We start from the raw sequence: 16,376 nt of genomic DNA, 5'->3' as shown, positions 1-16,376 counted from the left end.
TCTGCCATCATAGGGGGCCCGACAGGACAACGCACGCATGGCAAACCTGAAATCGTCCAAGAAAGACATCCGCCGCTCCAGCGAAAAGGCGGCGGTCAACAAATCTGTCAAGACCTCGCTGAAGACCTACGCCAAGAAGGTCCGCGAAGCCGTCGCCTCAGGCGACCCGGAGGCGACCGCCGCAGCGGTCACCTTGGCGCAGAAGAACTTTGACAAGGCCGTGCAGCGCGGCATCATCCACAAGAACCAGGCCGCCCGCCGCAAGAGCCGGATCATCGGCAAGGCCGCCAGTCTGCTTGCCCAGGCCAAACCGGCGGAAGCCAAGCCGAAGGCCAAGGCGGCCGCCAAGCCCAAGGCTGAGGCGAAACCCAAGGCCGAAGCAAAGCCGAAGGCCGCCCCCAAGGCCAAGAAAGCCGACGCCTGAGCGCCGCAGATTCGTCCTGTCTACAGACCGGCCCGTGCTCCCTGGAGCCCGGGCCGGTTTCATATCGTTCTCAAGCCGAAAGGTAACCTAGCCAGGCATGGCCAAGCTCATCCTCGTCCGGCACGGACAGTCACTTTGGAACCTTGAGAACCGCTTCACCGGATGGGTGGACGTCCCCCTGACCGCCCAGGGTGAACAGGAGGCCAGGGCTGCCGGGGCCAAGCTCACCGGCCAGGACATCGACGTCGCTTACACCAGTGCCCTGACCCGGGCCCAGAACACCCTCCGCCTCATCCTGGAAACGATCCCCTTGGCCGTCCCGACGATCCGCGACCAGGCCCTGAACGAACGGGACTACGGCGACCTCGCCGGCCTCAACAAGGACGAGACCCGGGCCAAGTATGGTGACGAGCAGGTCCACATTTGGCGTCGGAGCTACGACATCGCCCCGCCCGGCGGTGAGAGCCTGAAGGACACCGCCGCCCGCACCGTCCCCTTCTTCGAGCGTTGCATCATGGGCGACCTGCGCCAGGGAAAGAACGTCCTCGTCGTCGCCCACGGTAACTCCAACCGCTCCATCGCCATGAGGTTGGAAGACCTGACCCCCGACGAAGTGGTCGGTCTGGAACTCGCCACCGGTGTGCCCCTGGTCTACGACATCGAACAGGACGGCACCGTCAAAAGCAAAGTGATCCTCTAGAGTTGCACGGGTGTCCGGCAGGAAGCGGGACGAAAACAATTCCGTCACATTGCTGGACGATTCCGACTCGACAGGTTCTCGTGGGCACCATGTGGCCTCGTCCAGATGTATTTGTCACATGTGAGACATCAAGACTTCATCATTTGAGGTGTGTTGATGGTTATCACAGCCCTCTTCGGAATCGTATGGATGCCTCCAAGGCAACAGCAGCGGCGTGACCAAATCCAAACGACCAGACCAACGGTAACGAACGCCATGAGCGTCTTTACGGAGAATTCGGATAGGAATGGGCGGATAATCTCGTGGAGCGGCACCGTATTGGTTGTTTATGGTGGTAGTTGCGCCATTTGTGAGCTGCATAGCACTGTTCCCAATAACCTAGTGAATGGTCCATACAATGAAAGACTTGTCGTATTCACTCACGCAGACATTCCCGAAACATGGAGTGCAACCCACTGCCCGCCAGACGTACCGGTATTGAGCAAGACTCCCAAGGCACTTGAGCCTCTGGCACCCCAATGGACAGGGCGCTGGTACATCTTCGTTGATGGGTTGCTTAAGGACTACTCAAGAGACGACGCCGAGAAGCCACATGGACCGTAAGCGAGGAATCACGTTAGTAGAAGTTCTTTGTGTGATTGCGATTGTGAGCCTCCTTGTTGCTCTACTCCAACCGCTGATGAGCAAAGTTCATGAGAAGTCGACGATCACGAAGTCAGTGGCGCAAATGCGGCAACTCCATCAAGCTTCGATCCTTTACTCGGACGACTATGGACATGACCCTCGACTCATCGTCGGAGTCGCATCCAATCTGGTCGATATAAAGCGAGTCTACAAACTTCCCAATGCACTCTTCCATACTGGCGGTCGACCAGTGTACGACGATGATCCTAACTCAGATGTCTACGTCTATGCGCCGCCTAATGCGGGAGACGACGTGTCATCATTTGCCAGATGGCAAGATCATATATCGGGTACCTCCGGGAATCCGATTCTTCTCATAGACATCACGCATGACATGCTCGCAGACTCCACGAGTGTGTTTTTTCGGCTAAAGCGAGGCATTGGCGTATATTATGACGGACATGCCACTGAGCGGACGGGCAGGTCAAGCGTCGCCGGGTATGAATTTTGGGAGTAAGTGTACTAATGCAGCTCACTGGATGAGGGATATATGTATACGAAATTCAAGCTACTTATGGTCTTTAGTGTTATAGGGGTTACCTGTACCATTCACAGTGAAGTTTGCAATTTCGGAGGTGGCCCCGGTGGCGGTTTCACGTCGATCGGAGGTTGTCAATCCGACGGCAATTGCGGCATAGACTGTGGTCTTACTGGAATTGGCATTACAAAGTGGTCCTGCTATCAAAATGGATCGGGCTGTTGCCAGTGCGAGTATCAAGACAACACCTATGAGTGCGGGCTCGACCATCATGCCTGTGTCAGACGAGTTAAAGCAAATTAAGACAACCCAACAGGCCGCGTCTTGCGGGTCTTCGAGCAAGTGTGTCCCAGATGATCCTCCCTAGCTCAAAGTGATGATCCCAACAAATCAATCGACTACATCGAATGTGTGTAGAAGCCCAATGGACAAGAGACTTCTATGGGGAACTCTGCTCTGCGTCGTAGCTTTCGTGGCCTCTGTTATGTTCTTCAAGAGAGTCGAACCACTTGACGTCAGTGCAGCAAATGCGTACGATCTGTGCTTGAATGGAAACGCCGCGGCCCTTTACGACATGACATGGCCAGATGAGCTTCAGGCAAACCCAAATCTATCGGCCAAGGGTGTCAAGGAGATAGTGGAATCCCTGATACGTCCCAGACTAGTTGCGGCCGGAGTCAGCAGTCAGCCTACATGGTGTCGACTGAATACAGACCAGGGTGTCTGTGGGTATGACCTTCACACCAGGAGCGGGCATAGTTACATGTTCATGGTCACCTGCTACAGTCTCTCAGGTAAGGCAAAACTTACGTTGAGCGAGCAACTCATTGGCGCGTGGTTAGTGGACTATATGTCCAAGCATGACGAGCCTTACTCAGGCAAAGTCGGGGTGAGGGCCCAAATAGAAGGGATAAGTGCTGACGCGAAGAGGCTGAAGGAGTTGGGATTTGATACACTCGTAAAATTAGACACTTTCTCGGGTACCGCCAAGAAGCTGCCTTTGGCTGATCTTCTAGAGAGGCTAAGCACGACCAGTGGCTGACGCTGTTGTCCCAAAAGAACATGGTCACAACTACTCAAGTTGGGTCGGCATGGTGGGCATAAGCTCGCCGTCACCAATGACGGTCATTTCAGCATTTTGTCGATGATCTCACCGCTGACGTCGGTCAGCCGGAAGTCGCGGCCCTGCGACTTGTACGTCAGCCGCGTGTGGTCGATGCCCATCAGGTGCAAGATCGTGGCGTTCAGGTCGTTGACATGCACGGGGTCTTCGACGATGTTGTAACCAAAGTCGTCCGTTTGTCCCACGATGGTGCCGGGCTTGACGCCACCGCCGGCAAGCCACACCGAGTATGCCCGGGGGTGGTGGTCGCGGCCCTTGAACGGGACCCCGTTGCGTCCCTCGTTCATCGGCGTCCGACCGAACTCGCCGCCCCACACGACCAACGTGTCCTCCAGCATGCCAAGCCGCTTCAGGTCCATGACCAGGGCGGCGCTCGCCTGGTCGGTCGCCAAGGTCTGGCGCCCCAGTCCATGGGTAAGGTCGTTGCTTTCCGAGTCGCCATGCTGGTCCCAGCCCCAGTGGTACAGCTGGACAAACCGCACGCCCCGCTCCAGCAGGCGGCGTGCCAGCAGGCAGTTGTTGGCGAAGCTCGGTTGGCCGGGGGTCGTGCCGTAGAGGGCGTGGGTCTCCGGCGACTCCTTGCTGACGTCCATCAGTTCAGGGACGCTTGATTGCATCCGGTACGCCAACTCGTAGCTCGCGATGCGCGTGTCGATCTCAGGGTCGTTCACCACCTTGTTGTGGGCACGGTTCAGGGTACCGATGGCGTCAAGTTGCTTGCGGCGCAGCTCACGGGCCAGGCCGGGCGGGTCGGTGACGAAAAGCACCGGGTCGCCCTTCGACCGGAACTCCACGCCCTGGTACTGGGTGGGCAAGAAACCGCTGCCCCAGCACGACTTGCCGCCGTCAGGGTTGTTCTGTCCACTGATGAGCACGACAAACCCGGGCAGGTCCTTGCTCTCGGTGCCGAGGCCGTAAGTCAACCACGAGCCCATCGAGGGCCGGCCCGGAATCTGGAAGCCGGTGTTGGCAAAGATTTGCGCCGGGGCATGGTTGAACTGGTCGGTGTGCATCGACCGCACGAGGCACATTTCGTCGGCGATCTTCTTGATGTGGACAAGGTTGTCGCCTAGTTCGATGCCGCTCTGGCCGACCTTCTCAAAGGTGTGGGGCGAACCCAGCAGCTTCGGGCGCCCCTTGATAAACGCGAACCGCTCGCCCTTGATCAGTTCCTCGGGGCACGGCTCGCCGTCGTGCTTGTTCAGCATCGGCTTAGGGTCGTAGAGGTCAAGCTGTGACGGAGCCCCGGCCATGAACAGGAACACGATGCGCTTGGCCTTCGGGGCAAAGTCGGGGCCGACCGGCCGAAGCTGGCCGTCAGGGCCTCCGGCCGCCATCCCCGTCTCTGCCAGCATGGAGGCCAAAGCCAGGTTCCCCACCCCGTAGCCCGCCATCTTCAGCAGGTGGCGGCGGGTGATGTCCTTCAGGCGTTCTTCGTTCATGGCGTTCATTCCTTGGTGATCGTTTCATCCAGGTTCAGCAGCACCTGGGCGGTGACGGCCCACGCGGCCTCGACCGGGCTGTGAGCGGTCGGTTGGGCTTCGCCGAGCAACTTGGCGGCGTCTCCCGGCCTCGCCATGTAGCGGACGAGGGCCTCCTCATATATCTGGACCAGGGTCTTGGTCTCTGCCGCCGTCGGCTGTCGGACCAGCACCTGGGCGAATCCGCGTTCGACACCCTTCTCCTCCATCAGCCGGCCCAAATGTCGGGCGGCGGCGAGCATCTGGTCGTCGTTCAGGAGGACCAGGGCCTGGAGCGGCGTGTTGGTGCGGATCCGCTTGGCGGTGCAGGTCTCCCGGCTCGTCGCGTCAAAGGTGACGAACGCCGGGTAGGTGCTCGACCGCTTCCACCAGGTGTAGACACTGCGCCGGTACCGGTCGGCTCCCTTGCTCGTCGTCCACGTCTCACCGTTGTAAGGTGTCCGCCACACACCGGCCGGTTGGTCGGGCATGACGCTGGGCCCGCCGACCTTCCGGCTGAGCAGCCCGCTGACCGCCAAGGCGTTGTCGCGGATCGCCTCGGCGCTCAACCGGAACCGCGGGCCGCGGGCCAGCCACCGGTTCTCGGGGTCCTTGTCGCGGAGATCGGCGGAACAGAGGGACGACTGGCGGTACGTGTTGCTCATGACGATCGTCTTCCAGAGCTTCTTGAAGCTCCAACCCTGGTCCATGAACTCCACGGCCAGCCAGTCCAACAACTTCTGGTTCTCAGGCTTCTCGCCTTGGGTGCCGAAGTCGTCGCTCGTCTTGACCAAGCCGATGCCAAAGGCCTGTTCCCAAATCCGGTTGACGGTGACCCGGGCGGTGAGCGGGTTGTCACGGCTCACCAGCCACTTGGCCAGGCCCATCCGGTTGTCGGGGCTCGGGTTGGGCCGAGGCGGCAGGAAGGCGGGGGTCTCGGCGGTGACCAACTTGCCGAGGGCCAGATAGGTGCCCTTGACCCGCACGTTGGTCTGGGGCCTCTTCCACAGTTGCTCCTTCATCACCAGGGCGGTGCCGTAGTCGGGGTATTTGGCCGAGAGAGCGGCAAGGGTGTCGCGTTCTTTGACCGCGGCTTCCCGCTCAGGGGTCTTGTCCTTCGTCCCGTCGACCTTCGTTTGCGCCGCGGCCAGCTTGGCCCGGAGTTCTTGCACCGGCTTAGGGGCCAGGTCGAGGGTCGGTTCGCTGGTGCTTTCCCAAAAGGCGAGCATCCGGTAGAAGTCGTCGTTAGTAACCGGGTCGTACTTGTGGTCATGGCACTGGGCGCATCCGATCGTGGTCGCCAGCCACACCGTCCCGGTGGTCGCGACCCGGTCGACAAGGGTCAACCAACGCTGCTCGCCCTGGTCCACCCCACCTTCTTCGTTGAGCATCGTGTTCCGGTGGAACCCGGTCGCGACGATCTGGTCCTTGGTCGCGTTGGGCAGGAGGTCGCCGGCGACCTGCTCGATGGTGAACTCGGTGAACGGCATGTCCGCGTTGAACGCCTTGATGACCCAGTCGCGGAAGGGCCACATCGTCCGGTTGGCGTCCTTTTCGTAACCGTTGCTGTCGGCGTACCGGGCCAGGTCGAGCCACAGCGACGCCATCCTCTCCCCGTAGGCCGGTGAGGCCAGGAGCCGGTCGACGACCTTCTCATAGGCGTCGGGGCTCCGGTCGTCGATGAAGGCCTGCGCCTCCTCATAGGTCGGCGGCAGCCCGGTCAGGTCAAACGTGACCCGGCGCACCAGGGTCGCCCGGTCAGCCTCGCCGGCGTGCCGCACGCCGTGCTTGGCCATCGTCTCCTCGGCAAAGGCGTCAAGGGGTTGCCGTCCCCATTCGTGGTCGGGCACCACCGGAGGGGTCGGCTTGACGGGTTTGACGTAAGACCAATGCGGAGCTGACGGCGTCGCGCCGGTCACCTTGGCCCCGGCGGCGATCCATGCCGCGATGGTGTCCGTCTTCTCATTGCTCAGGGGCGCAAAGCCCATGGGCATCCGGGTGCCGTCCTCGTCGCTCGTGACGCGGCGGTAAAGGAGGCTCGCCTTGGGGTCGCCCGGCTTGAACAAGGGTCCCGAGAAGCCCCCCTTCTCGACGCCCTCTTTGGTGTCAAGGCGGAGGCCCGCCTCTTGCTTCTCGGGCCCATGGCAGGTGAAGCAATGGGTCTTGAAAATCGGCCTCACATCGTCGGCGAACGTCGGGGCCTTCTTTGCCTGTTGGGTGCCTCCGAACGCGGTCACACACCAAGGCGTCAACCCTGCCACCACCGCCAACGTCGGGCCGAACTTCACACTGGAAGTATGCCACAGCAACTGTTTGAACCAAAAAAAGCGAGTCGCTGCCCAGCGACTCGCCCCTAGACCCCCCGGTGCGCCTTGCTAGCCCATGGCCATGCCCAGGTCTTTGCGAAGCATGGCCCTGGCCCGGAACAACCAGCTCTTGATCGTCCCTTCGGGCTTGCCCAGTTCGGCGGCGATCTGGTTGACGTCCATGTGGCGGCAGTGGCGCATCATGACGATCTCGCGGTACCGGGCGGGCAGGCGGCCGATCGCCTCGAACAGCGAGTCCATACCGATCGAACTCTCGACCCCTTCGCCCACGTCGGCCCGGTTGTCGGCCAGGCTGTACTCATGGTCGTCGATGTTCTCGAGGTGGGTACGCCGGGACCGGATGATGTCCACGCAGCAGTTGGTGCAGATCCGAAGCAGCCAAGGCAGCATGGGGCGGCCCGACTCGAACGAATGCAAAGCCTTGCAAGCCTTTAAGAAGGTGTCCTGCGTCGCGTCGTGGGCGTCCTCCACGTCACGAAGCATGCGGAGGGCGTTGGCGAACACCGAGGGACGGTGCATGTCGACCAACAGCTCGAAGGCCACGGCCTCGCCCGCTTGGGCGCGGGCCACCAGGTGTTCCTCCCACCCAGGGATCTTCTTCAAGATTTGTGAACTATTGCGTTCCACGCATTCATTTTATGAAGGATTTCTGGCTGCCTAGGTCAGTTTCCCTAAAATGCCCACGAAAATTGGGTCCCCTCGTGGTTCTACCAGAACCGCAGAGGAAGCCCCGCGTTCCTACCGATACATCTCCATATGTGGGCACGGAGGCTCATTTACACCCTGCTGGCGACGCTCCCCGTGATGTTCACGGCGGCTATCGCCGTCGGGACGCGGCTCACGCCAATGGACTGGACGACGCCCGAGTTCGGCGACAAGACCAACAAGGCGTTGCTGGCCTACGCGCCCTTGGTCAAGCGGACCCTTCACGACGTCCCCGCCTCCATGCACCCTGACGCCGACAAGCTCGAAGCCGTCACCGGGGCCTGGCTGGACGCCGACTTGCCCCCTCTCTCCACGGGGATGACGCCCGCCTCGGGTCTTGAGGGCCCCTTCTACGACGTCCAACGGGCCCGGCAGTTGGTCTGCATGAACCTTTTGCGTGTGGCCTGCCGCAGCGCGGACGACGGTGACGGCGCCAAAGCGGCCCACTTCGCTTCGTTGGCCCTCCAGGTCGCCGAGGTCGCCAAGTACTCGTCCTTGAACAGCATTGGGACCGCCACCGACGTCCAACGGGAAGTCATCCGGACCATTGGAAAGGGCCTGGGCGACCTGGACGACAAGTCGCTGGCCGAATTGAACCTTGCCTTGGGCAAGGTCACCGCCCGTCCGGATGTCGTCATGACATGCGCCGACAACCTCCTTGAGGCGACGCGCGAGGTCGAGGCGACCGCCAAATCGCTGAAGCGTTACGCCTCCACGGAAATGTCGCCGGTCTCGCTGAAGGCGGGGTCAAAGCTGCCCGTGACGCCCGACATGACGACGGACGAACTGACCATCGTCAGCCTGGCAGACGCTTCCTATGCGGCGACCAATGAGCTCGGCGCCAGCCGGGCGGAACTCCTGCGGAAGCTGGCCCCTAAGGGCTGATCCGCAGGATTCCCGTCGGCATGATCTCCACGCTGACCCCGGCGGCGACCAACCGCGCCTGGACGTCTTGGGCCGTGTCGCCTTCCTGGAACGTCCACCGATAGGTCTTGGCGACCGTGTAAGGGTCGACCAGGACGATCGGGGTGCCATAGTGGGCGGCGACGGCTTTGGCGACGGCGGTGAGGTCTCCCTCGCCGGTCAGGGACGTGTCGCGCTGGGTGCCGGGCAACATGATGTACAGCGGGGTCTGGCCGTCACTGACTTTGACGGTCAGGCCGACGGGCTCCGCACCGTTGTTGATGAGGGGCGCGTCGACCTCCGACTTGGCGTCACGGACGTCGTACGTCTGTTGCACCACGTCGTCGTCGGTGCGCTTGACCGTCAAACGGACAGGACGCTCCGACGTCGCGGTCAGGTGCACCCGGCCACCGACGTATGTGAAACCAGCCTTGGCGGGCAAAACCTTTGCCGCCGGCACGGGGATCATGGGGGCGATGCTACGGCCGTCTTGGGGCCGGTTCACGGCGGCGAAGACAGTCGCGGCGACGGCGACAGCCGCCAGACCGCCGAGAGACCAACTGGGGAGGCCGAAAAACTTCTTCTTTGCGTCGCGTGTCTCCCAAATGTGTTTGTCCAGCCGTGCCGAGATCGTCTCGTGCAGGTCGGCGGGGACTTCCACGGGCTCATGGGCCATTTCGGAGAGGACTGCACAGGCACGGACAAACTCGGCGTACTCCTCGCGGAGAGCCGGGTCTTGTTCCAGGGCCCGCTCAAACACTCTACGGGTGTGGTCGTCGGCCACCCCCTCATAGATTTGAGAGAACACCTCGCGTGCTCGGTTCGCGTTCATGGCTTTCTCGTCATGTGACTTCATGCGGTGGAAAAAAGTTCCGTCTGGTCCTTGAGGGCCTCGCGCAATGCCAGCCTCGCCCGGTTCAGGCGGCTCTTGACTGTCCCGATCGGCAAGTCAAGGGCTTCGGCGATCTCCTCGTACGACAGCATTTGCACGTGATACATCACGAGCATGGCCTGCTGGTGTTCGGGAAGGACGGCCAGGGCGGTCTGGACGGCCTCCTCTTTGGCGTTCCGCTCGACGATCTCGGACGGGCCGTCGGACTCGTCGACGATCTGACGCTCGGTCTCGGCCCCCTCGTCCCCGATCGACATATCCAAACTCACCGTCTGCTTGTTCTTCTCCTTCTTCCGGGCGTCGAGATAGCAGTTGGTGACGATGCGGTAGAGCCAGGTGCCGAAGGCGCTCTGGCCGCGGAAGTTGTTAATGGCGGAGTAGACCCGGACAAAGGCGTCGGCGACGATGTCGCTGGCCTGGTCTTGGTCGTGGGTCAAGCGGAACGCGAACTGGTAGGCGCGGGCCTCGTACCGCCGCACCAGCGCGTCGAAGGCGGTACGGTCACCCTTTTGCGCCTGGGTGACGAGGACCTGGTCCTCGGCGGCTTGCGTCATGTCCCGATCCGGGGCCGGCTCTTTGCCGACGCGGCCGCCTCGATGGCCTGCTGTTCCTCGGCCGACAGGCTAACCTCGGACTTTCCTCCGAAGAGCTGCTTGCCAAAGACCCTGCCCTGTTCCCTGCCGATCTGACTCGTGAGCACCGCGCCGTTGCCGTCTTCGTCATAGACGGCCAGAGAGAAGCTTTGTTGCCCTCCGACGTCGTTGAACGCGTCAAAGCGCACGAGCCCGACGTACCGCTTGGCCGTCTTCATCTTGGCCTCCGACGTGTCCATCCGCCCCTCGAGGGTCGCCAACCGTTTGTCGGTGGTGTCGGCGCGGTGATGATGGTCACGGAGGAGCTTCTCGACGTTCGCGCCGTCCGCCCCCTCCAACAGCCCCGACCAACCCTGCCGGAGTTGACGCATGCGGCGCGACAGCACGGCGACCCAGACGGCAAGCACGAGGACCAGCAGGAACAGGACAGAAAGGAGGCCGACGCCGACGGGCCCGAGCACATCGAAGAGACGAGGCATAGGTAAAAATGCGGCCCACTCGACCGACAATCCCAAGTATAACCATCCTGGCCGGCTGGGTGGTTGGACGACGATGGGCGGAGGCGGCAAAAGCAGGACACGCAAAGTGGTCTTCACCGGGTTCGGTGTCTTCCTCCTGTTCGTGCTCGGTTTCGTCGTCTTTTTCTACTGGAACTTCAACACGATCGAGGTCAAGGGCGACTCCATGGAGCCGACCTTCCACAACGGCCAGCGCCTCCTGATCAGCAAGGCCTACTGGCTTGTCGGCGACATCAAGAAGAACGACATCGTGGTGGTCAAGAACATCGAGGGGGGCGACACGATCATCAAGCGGGTCTATGCCTTGCCCGGCCAGACCGTCGATTTCTTCAACGTCCCCGAGTCGTATGATTTCAGCAAGGGGGCTTATGTCGTGCCCGCCGGCCACCTCTACATCCTCGGCGACAACCGCCCCGTCAGCGACGACAGCCGTCTCTTTGGCCCCGTCGACACCAAGGACGTGTTGGGCAAGGTCGTCGTCGTCAGGTTCGGCTTCCCCGCCGCCGCCGTGCAGTGAGCCCATTTCCCGCTGACGTGCGCGACGGGGTTTCCCTCGAATACTTTCCCGGACCTCCTCCTCCGGACGCCCCGGTACAGTTTGTCGTCGTCTTCGTGCTCCTCGCCGAGGGGTTCCTCCTTGCCGACATCCGGGGACGGGGCTGGTGCGTGCCCAGCGGCCGGGTCGAAGCCGGCGAGACCCCCTTGGACGCCGCCGAACGTGAGACCGTCGAAGAGACCGGCTACCGTCCGCTGGCCCTGAGGCCGGTGGGGTCGTTTCGGACAAGGGCAGGTGGCATCGACAGTTGGGCTGAGGCGTTCGTCACCACCAAGGCAAACGAAGAGGGCCCCCCGACCGGGACTGACTCCCAAGGCCGGAGGGCCGTCGAGATCGGCGGGCTACCTGCCGTCTACTACCGATGGGGCCCCTTCTACGAGGCGCTCTTCGGTCACATGGCCGGCTTGGCCCGACCTTAGGCGGTCACCAGCGTCCGCCGCCCTTTCCGCCGCCGCGACGGTCGTCGCGCCAGCCTCCGCGGTCACCGCCACGGTCGCCGCCGCGGTCGCGGAACCCACCACCGCCGCCCCGGTCACCGCCGTAGCCGCCGCCACCGCCCTCTCGGGGTCCACGGCTAAAGCCGCCTCCTCCCTCGCGTGGCGGACGTTCTGTCCGTGGCTTTGCCTCGTTCACAACGATCCGGCGTCCTCCGACCGGGCTTTCGTGCATCGCCTCGATCGCGGCGTCCATTTGTTCGTCCGGCACTTCGACAAAGCCGAAGCCCCTACCCTCGATGATCATCGCCGAGATCGGCTGGAACGCCTTGAAGGCGTCCATCAATTCGGCTTCGTTTGTTGAATAAGGCAGATTGCCAACGTAGAGTCGCTTAGACATGTATGTACTTCACGGGCAGTCCGCTCACGGACGCCCGCGCGGGCCGGTCCCCACCGCTCCCGACCTATTATGCTCACAGGTCAGACTCTGCCCAACCATTTTATGGGAAATCGCTATCGGCTTTATGACGAAGCCGCCGCCTCGCCCTCGGTCCCCAGGGGGAAATCGCGGGTCAGCCGCCGCTGACGGTAGAGCCTCGCGTCGGCCTTGTCGAGGAGTTCGTCAAACGTCGCGCCGTCGCGGGAGGCGACCGCCGACCCCGAGGAGACCATGACCTCATAGCCCAGGGTCGCGGAAGACTTCTCCAACTTGGACCGCACCCGGCCCAGGCACACCTCTGCCTCAAGTTGGCCCGCGTCGGCCAAAACCATCACGAACTCGTCGCCGCCGAGGCGGAAGACCTTGTCGGAGGCCCGCACGGACTGGGCCAGCGCCTTGGCGACCGCCTTCAGGGCTTCGTCACCGGCACTGTGGCCGCGTTCGTCGTTGATCCGCTTGAAATTGTCACAGTCCATCGTCACGACGGCGACCCGCCCTCCCGAGACGTTCGCCGACCGGACCATCGCCCGGCCGACGGCAAAGCCGCTCCGGCGGTTGGCGATGCCCGTCAAGGGGTCAGTCACCGCCGCCGTCCGCGCCCGCGCCAAAGTGCGGCCGAAGGTGTCGAACAACGACGCCACCAGAGTCAGGGCGATCAGGTTCACCGCGACGGCGGCAAGGTGGCGGGGCTCGGCGAAGGGGCCCCGGTCGTGCAGACCGGCCACTGTGACGGCGCACACCGCGGCGGCAAACCAACCCGCCTTGCGCCCCCCGATGCTGACCGCGACCCACACGGGCAGGAGGTACAGATAGTCGAGTCCCGAGTCTCGCCCGATGAACCGGTCGATCCCTCGCTCGATGCCGTAGACGACGGCGAGCCCTGCCACAGCGGCAAAGCAACCCCACAGGGTCTGGTCGTCCCACCAACTCTTTTTCGCGGCTCTTGACATGTTCTGCCTCATTGTATATCGACGGGCACCACGCCGAATGGTTTGCGGTTCGGATATGCTGAAAGTCTACGGGCCGCACCGGCCCGGGAAGAACCCAAGAAGGCTCTCGTGAAACAGTACACCCCTGACCAGATCCGCAACGTCGCTATCGTCGGTCACGGTGGCTCAGGCAAGACCATGCTTGTCGAGCACCTCCTTTACACCGCCGGCGCCGTCGAGCGCGTCGGCACGGTGGAAGCCGGGAACACCCAAAGCGACTTCGACCCGCTGGAAGTCCGCCGCAAGATCAGCGTGAGCGCCAGCGTGATGGCGGTCGAGTGGCACGGCCACAAGATCAACCTGATCGACGTCCCCGGTTACCCGGACTTCATCGGCGACCTCCACGCGATCGCCCGAGTCGTCGACGCCATGGTCATCGTCTGCGAGGCCAAGCACGACCTCGACGTGGGGTTCGACCTCGCCTGGGACGTGGCCGAGCAGGAAGGACTTGCCCGGTGCGTGTTCGTCAACAAACTGGAGCGCGACAACGCTGACTACGAGGGGCTGATCGAAAGCCTGGACAAGCGGTACGGCCGACGCATCGTCCTTGTCCAGATTCCGATCGGGCACCAGGCCGCCTTCAGCGGTGTGCTGGACCTCGTCAACATGAAGGTCTACAAGGGTAAGGACCGCGGCGTCGAGATCGAGGAAGTCCCCGCCGGGTATGCCGAAGAGGCGGCAGAGCGGCGCGAGAAGATGATGGACGCCGCCGCCGAGGGCGACGACGAGCTCGCGATGAAGTACCTCGACGGCCAAGAACTGACCGAGGCCGAGATCGAGCATGGGCTGTTGGAAGGCACCAAGAACGGCAAGGTCGTCCCGGTCCTCCTGGGTTCCGCCGCCAGCGGGATCGGTGTCGCCACCCTCCTCGACCGGATCGTCGGCGAGATGCCTTCGCCGGTGTACCACCCGTTCACCGTGGGCGGCAAGAAGATGCCTGAGGATCCGAACGGGCCTCTTGCCGGCTTCGTCTTCAAGTCCACTGCCGACCCCTACGTCGGCAAGATTAACTATGTCCGGGTCTTCAGCGGCACGCTCAAGGCCGACGACCACGTCCTCAACACGACCCGGGGACGCGACGAGAGGCTCCACAACCTGTTTTGGCCGCACGGCAAACAACAGGAACCGGCCACCGTGGTGGGTGCCGGTGACATCTGCGCCGTCGCCAAACTGGCCGACACCCACACCGGGGACACCCTTTCCACCGCCAAGGACAAGCTTCAACTCGATCCAGTGGAGTTCCCTGCGCCGATCTACCGCGTGGCGATCAAGCCGGTCGCGAAATCGGACGAGGACAAACTGGGCGCTGCACTCGAAAAGCTCCTTGAGGAAGACCCGACCCTCCACTACACCCGCGACGCCGAGGTCCACCAAGAGGTGCTAGAGGGCATGGGTGACATCCACATCGAGACCGCGATCGAGAAGCTCAAGGCCCGCTTCGGAGTGAACGTGACCACCGAAGACGCCCGGGTGCCCTACCGCGAGACCGTCCGCAAGTCGGCCAAGGCCCAGGGGCGCTTCAAGCGTCAGACCGGCGGCAAGGGCCAGTTCGGTGACTGCTGGCTCGAGGTCGGACCCCTTGCGCGGGGCGAAGGGTTCACCTTCGAGAACAAGGTCGTCGGCGGGGCGATCCCGAAGAACTTCATCCCCGCCGTCGAAAAGGGCGTCGTGGAGACGATGGCGAAGGGCTTTCTCGCCGGATATCCGGTCGTCGATGTCAAGGCCACCGTCTACGACGGCTCCTATCATGACGTCGACTCCTCGGAACAGGCGTTCAAGACCGCGGCGGCCATCGGGTTCAAGGCTGCGGCCGCGCAGGCGAACCCCGTCATCCTTGAGCCGATCGTCAAGCTCTGGGTCGAGGTCCCCGAGGAAGCGGTCGGCGACGTGGTCGGCGACTTGAACACGCGTCGGGGACAGATGTCGGGGCTGGAACAGACGACCAGCGGCAAGACAAGGGTCAACGCGACCGTCCCGCAGGCGACGATGTTGCGCTATGCCCTCGACCTCAGGTCGATCACCAAGGGACGGGGCAGGTTTGGGGCGACGTTCTCCCACTACGAGGAACTTCCCGCCCACGAGGCCGACGCTTTGGTCAAGGCGTACCAGGCCAGCCGGGCGGCAGAAGAAGACTGAAGCCTGTGGCCCTGGGCTTCACCGCCCAGGGCCCACCATCAGGCGGCGATCTGGAAGCTTTCCTGAGCCTTGCCGACCTCAGTCATCATCACTTGGCGTATCACGTCCACCTGTTCCATCGGCATGTCGATGCCGCTGGCCATCTCGTAGTCAAGCTCCTGGCAGTTCTCGCGTTGGCTGTTGGCGAACCCGCACTCGTGGGCCAAGGCGTTGGCCGCGGCGACGAGGATGGACGTCTTGTAGTTCTTCGTGTCCGACGACGGCTCGTGGTGCCAGCGGACCGCGTTCTGGATCGCCTCGGTCATCTGCCACTTCTTGGCGAGCAGGCCACCGACCTCGGCGTGGTTGTATCCAAGGACCTCCATCTCGGTCAGGTGCAAGGGCACTCCCGTCGTCTTCGACCGCGCGAGACACTCGTCCAAATCGGACGGCAGATACCGTTCAAAGACGATCAGGCCGATGTCGTGGATCATCCCCGCGCAGTACAACTCCTCTGACTTGGCCGGCATCCTCAGCTTTCCGAGAATCCGCCCGCCGACCGCCGTCGCAAGGGAATGCCGCCAAAAGGCCAGCTTGTCGAAGTTGCGGACTTGTGATTTGCCCGACATCATCTGCTGCATGGCGATGCCGACGACGATGGAGCGGACTGCCGTCATACCAAGGAAGCTGATCGCTCGGCCCACGCTGCTGACGTCGTTTCCGCCGTAGTACGCCGAGTTTGCCGCGCGGATGATCTTGGCGGTGATGGCGACGTCAGTCTCCAGCGCCTTCTCAAGGTCGCGTTGCGAGCTGTTCGGGTCGTCGACAAGCCGTAAGGTCGCGCTGACCGCCTGGGGCAACATCGGCAGGTTTTCACCCCGAGTCATCCGAATCTCCAGGCTCGCCAAGTCCATCTCATCGGGATTCTCGGTTCAAGGGCCGTCACCCGATAGGGCCTCACGGTCGGGTCAAGCAACCTTCTTCGGATCATTGACGTCACTTGATAGCAGGAGACTCATAGACTTGAGCCTCACGA

The 16,376-nt window shown here is 62.6% G+C and carries 17 protein-coding genes; 8 read left to right on the top strand and 9 right to left on the bottom strand.

Translation table 11 applies throughout. From position 1 onward, the window contains the following. The first annotated feature begins 37 nt into the window (after positions 1–37). The 4 genes from rpsT (at position 38) to KF857_10265 (ending at position 3,328) form a co-directional block, all read left to right on the top strand. Positions 38–424: a 30S ribosomal protein S20 gene (rpsT, locus tag KF857_10280; GenBank protein MBX3112383.1), complete on the top strand. Its 387-nt coding sequence runs from the start codon at positions 38–40 to the stop codon at positions 422–424. A 97-nt stretch (positions 425–521) separates the two neighbouring features. Continuing rightward, on the top strand, positions 522–1,124 hold the full coding sequence (locus tag KF857_10275) for a 2,3-bisphosphoglycerate-dependent phosphoglycerate mutase (protein ID MBX3112382.1): 603 nt from the start codon (positions 522–524) through the stop codon (positions 1,122–1,124). Between the two features lie 592 nt (positions 1,125–1,716). Next, positions 1,717–2,265: a type II secretion system protein gene (locus KF857_10270; protein ID MBX3112381.1), complete on the top strand. Its 549-nt coding sequence runs from the start codon at positions 1,717–1,719 to the stop codon at positions 2,263–2,265. 445 nt (positions 2,266–2,710) lie between these two features. Continuing rightward, positions 2,711–3,328 carry a hypothetical protein gene (locus tag KF857_10265; protein ID MBX3112380.1) on the top strand — a complete coding sequence of 206 codons (618 nt, stop codon included), beginning with the start codon at positions 2,711–2,713 and terminating at the stop codon, positions 3,326–3,328. Positions 3,329–3,411: 83 nt separating this feature from the next. On the opposite strand, the gene KF857_10260 is transcribed toward KF857_10265, so the two are convergent. The 3 genes from KF857_10260 to KF857_10250 form a co-directional block, all read right to left on the bottom strand. After that, entirely contained in the window at positions 3,412–4,851 is a 1,440-nt protein-coding gene (locus tag KF857_10260; GenBank protein MBX3112379.1) for a DUF1501 domain-containing protein, read from the bottom strand. Positions 4,852–4,856: 5 nt separating this feature from the next. Continuing rightward, positions 4,857–7,157 carry a DUF1553 domain-containing protein gene (locus KF857_10255; GenBank protein MBX3112378.1) on the bottom strand — a complete coding sequence of 767 codons (2,301 nt, stop codon included), beginning with the start codon at positions 7,155–7,157 and terminating at the stop codon, positions 4,857–4,859. A gap of 87 nt (positions 7,158–7,244) precedes the next feature. Further along, a complete protein-coding gene (locus tag KF857_10250; GenBank protein MBX3112377.1) occupies positions 7,245–7,823 on the bottom strand; it encodes a sigma-70 family RNA polymerase sigma factor in 579 nt (192 codons plus the stop codon). Positions 7,824–7,952: 129 nt separating this feature from the next. On the opposite strand from KF857_10250, the gene KF857_10245 reads away from it, so the two are divergent. Further along, positions 7,953–8,786 (top strand): hypothetical protein, encoded by an 834-nt coding sequence (locus KF857_10245; protein ID MBX3112376.1) that lies wholly within the window; start codon positions 7,953–7,955, stop codon positions 8,784–8,786. On the opposite strand, the gene KF857_10240 is transcribed toward KF857_10245, so the two are convergent. The 3 genes from KF857_10240 to KF857_10230 are packed head-to-tail and all read right to left on the bottom strand — an operon-like array spanning position 8,776 to position 10,768. Then, positions 8,776–9,636, bottom strand: a complete 861-nt coding sequence (locus KF857_10240) for a hypothetical protein (GenBank protein MBX3112375.1) — start codon at positions 9,634–9,636, stop codon at positions 8,776–8,778. The two genes, KF857_10245 and KF857_10240, sit on opposite strands and share 11 nt — an antisense overlap. 20 nt (positions 9,637–9,656) lie before the next feature. Then, positions 9,657–10,250, bottom strand: coding sequence for a sigma-70 family RNA polymerase sigma factor (locus KF857_10235; protein MBX3112374.1), 594 nt, complete (start codon positions 10,248–10,250; stop codon positions 9,657–9,659). Continuing rightward, positions 10,247–10,768: a DUF4446 family protein gene (locus KF857_10230; protein MBX3112373.1), complete on the bottom strand. Its 522-nt coding sequence runs from the start codon at positions 10,766–10,768 to the stop codon at positions 10,247–10,249. The genes KF857_10235 and KF857_10230 overlap by 4 nt, the downstream gene beginning before the upstream one ends. Positions 10,769–10,874: 106 nt before the next feature. Between KF857_10230 and lepB the strand changes: the two genes are divergently transcribed. Both lepB and KF857_10220 read left to right on the top strand, forming a co-directional pair. Beyond that, positions 10,875–11,324 carry a signal peptidase I gene (gene lepB, locus KF857_10225; protein MBX3112372.1) on the top strand — a complete coding sequence of 150 codons (450 nt, stop codon included), beginning with the start codon at positions 10,875–10,877 and terminating at the stop codon, positions 11,322–11,324. Further along, positions 11,321–11,782, top strand: coding sequence for an NUDIX hydrolase (locus tag KF857_10220; protein MBX3112371.1), 462 nt, complete (start codon positions 11,321–11,323; stop codon positions 11,780–11,782). The genes lepB and KF857_10220 overlap by 4 nt, the downstream gene beginning before the upstream one ends. A gap of 4 nt (positions 11,783–11,786) precedes the next feature. On the opposite strand, the gene KF857_10215 is transcribed toward KF857_10220, so the two are convergent. Then, positions 11,787–12,197: a hypothetical protein gene (locus KF857_10215; protein MBX3112370.1), complete on the bottom strand. Its 411-nt coding sequence runs from the start codon at positions 12,195–12,197 to the stop codon at positions 11,787–11,789. A gap of 122 nt (positions 12,198–12,319) precedes the next feature. Beyond that, positions 12,320–13,186: a GGDEF domain-containing protein gene (locus tag KF857_10210; GenBank protein MBX3112369.1), complete on the bottom strand. Its 867-nt coding sequence runs from the start codon at positions 13,184–13,186 to the stop codon at positions 12,320–12,322. A 108-nt stretch (positions 13,187–13,294) separates the two neighbouring features. Between KF857_10210 and KF857_10205 the strand changes: the two genes are divergently transcribed. Continuing rightward, complete coding sequence (locus KF857_10205) at positions 13,295–15,361, top strand: elongation factor G (protein ID MBX3112368.1); 2,067 nt, start codon at positions 13,295–13,297, stop codon at positions 15,359–15,361. Positions 15,362–15,399: 38 nt separating this feature from the next. Here the strand turns inward: KF857_10205 and KF857_10200 are convergent, their stop codons facing one another. Then, the gene (locus KF857_10200; protein MBX3112367.1) at positions 15,400–16,254 is read right to left on the bottom strand and encodes an HDOD domain-containing protein; all 855 of its coding nucleotides are present in this window, start codon (positions 16,252–16,254) and stop codon (positions 15,400–15,402) included. Positions 16,255–16,376: the final 122 nt, after the last annotated feature.

The sequence above is a fragment of the Fimbriimonadaceae bacterium genome (assembly GCA_019638795.1).
Lineage (GTDB): Bacteria > Armatimonadota > Fimbriimonadia > Fimbriimonadales > Fimbriimonadaceae > JAHBTB01.
This window is presented reverse-complemented; position numbering and strand designations above follow the sequence as displayed.

Excerpts from the sequence above, each read along its gene's own strand:
- rpsT (MBX3112383.1), top strand. The coding sequence starts at position 38 with ATGGCAAACCTGAAATCGTCCAAGAAAGACATCCGCCGCTCCAGCGAA.
- KF857_10275 (MBX3112382.1), top strand. The coding sequence starts at position 522 with ATGGCCAAGCTCATCCTCGTCCGGCACGGACAGTCACTTTGGAACCTT.
- KF857_10270 (MBX3112381.1), top strand. The coding sequence starts at position 1,717 with ATGGACCGTAAGCGAGGAATCACGTTAGTAGAAGTTCTTTGTGTGATT.
- KF857_10265 (MBX3112380.1), top strand. The coding sequence starts at position 2,711 with ATGGACAAGAGACTTCTATGGGGAACTCTGCTCTGCGTCGTAGCTTTC.
- KF857_10260 (MBX3112379.1), bottom strand. The coding sequence starts at position 4,851 with ATGAACGAAGAACGCCTGAAGGACATCACCCGCCGCCACCTGCTGAAG.
- KF857_10245 (MBX3112376.1), top strand. The coding sequence starts at position 7,953 with ATGTGGGCACGGAGGCTCATTTACACCCTGCTGGCGACGCTCCCCGTG.
- KF857_10240 (MBX3112375.1), bottom strand. The coding sequence starts at position 9,636 with ATGAACGCGAACCGAGCACGCGAGGTGTTCTCTCAAATCTATGAGGGG.
- KF857_10235 (MBX3112374.1), bottom strand. The coding sequence starts at position 10,250 with ATGACGCAAGCCGCCGAGGACCAGGTCCTCGTCACCCAGGCGCAAAAG.
- KF857_10230 (MBX3112373.1), bottom strand. The coding sequence starts at position 10,768 with ATGCCTCGTCTCTTCGATGTGCTCGGGCCCGTCGGCGTCGGCCTCCTT.
- KF857_10215 (MBX3112370.1), bottom strand. The coding sequence starts at position 12,197 with ATGTCTAAGCGACTCTACGTTGGCAATCTGCCTTATTCAACAAACGAA.
- KF857_10210 (MBX3112369.1), bottom strand. The coding sequence starts at position 13,186 with ATGTCAAGAGCCGCGAAAAAGAGTTGGTGGGACGACCAGACCCTGTGG.
- KF857_10200 (MBX3112367.1), bottom strand. The coding sequence starts at position 16,254 with ATGGACTTGGCGAGCCTGGAGATTCGGATGACTCGGGGTGAAAACCTG.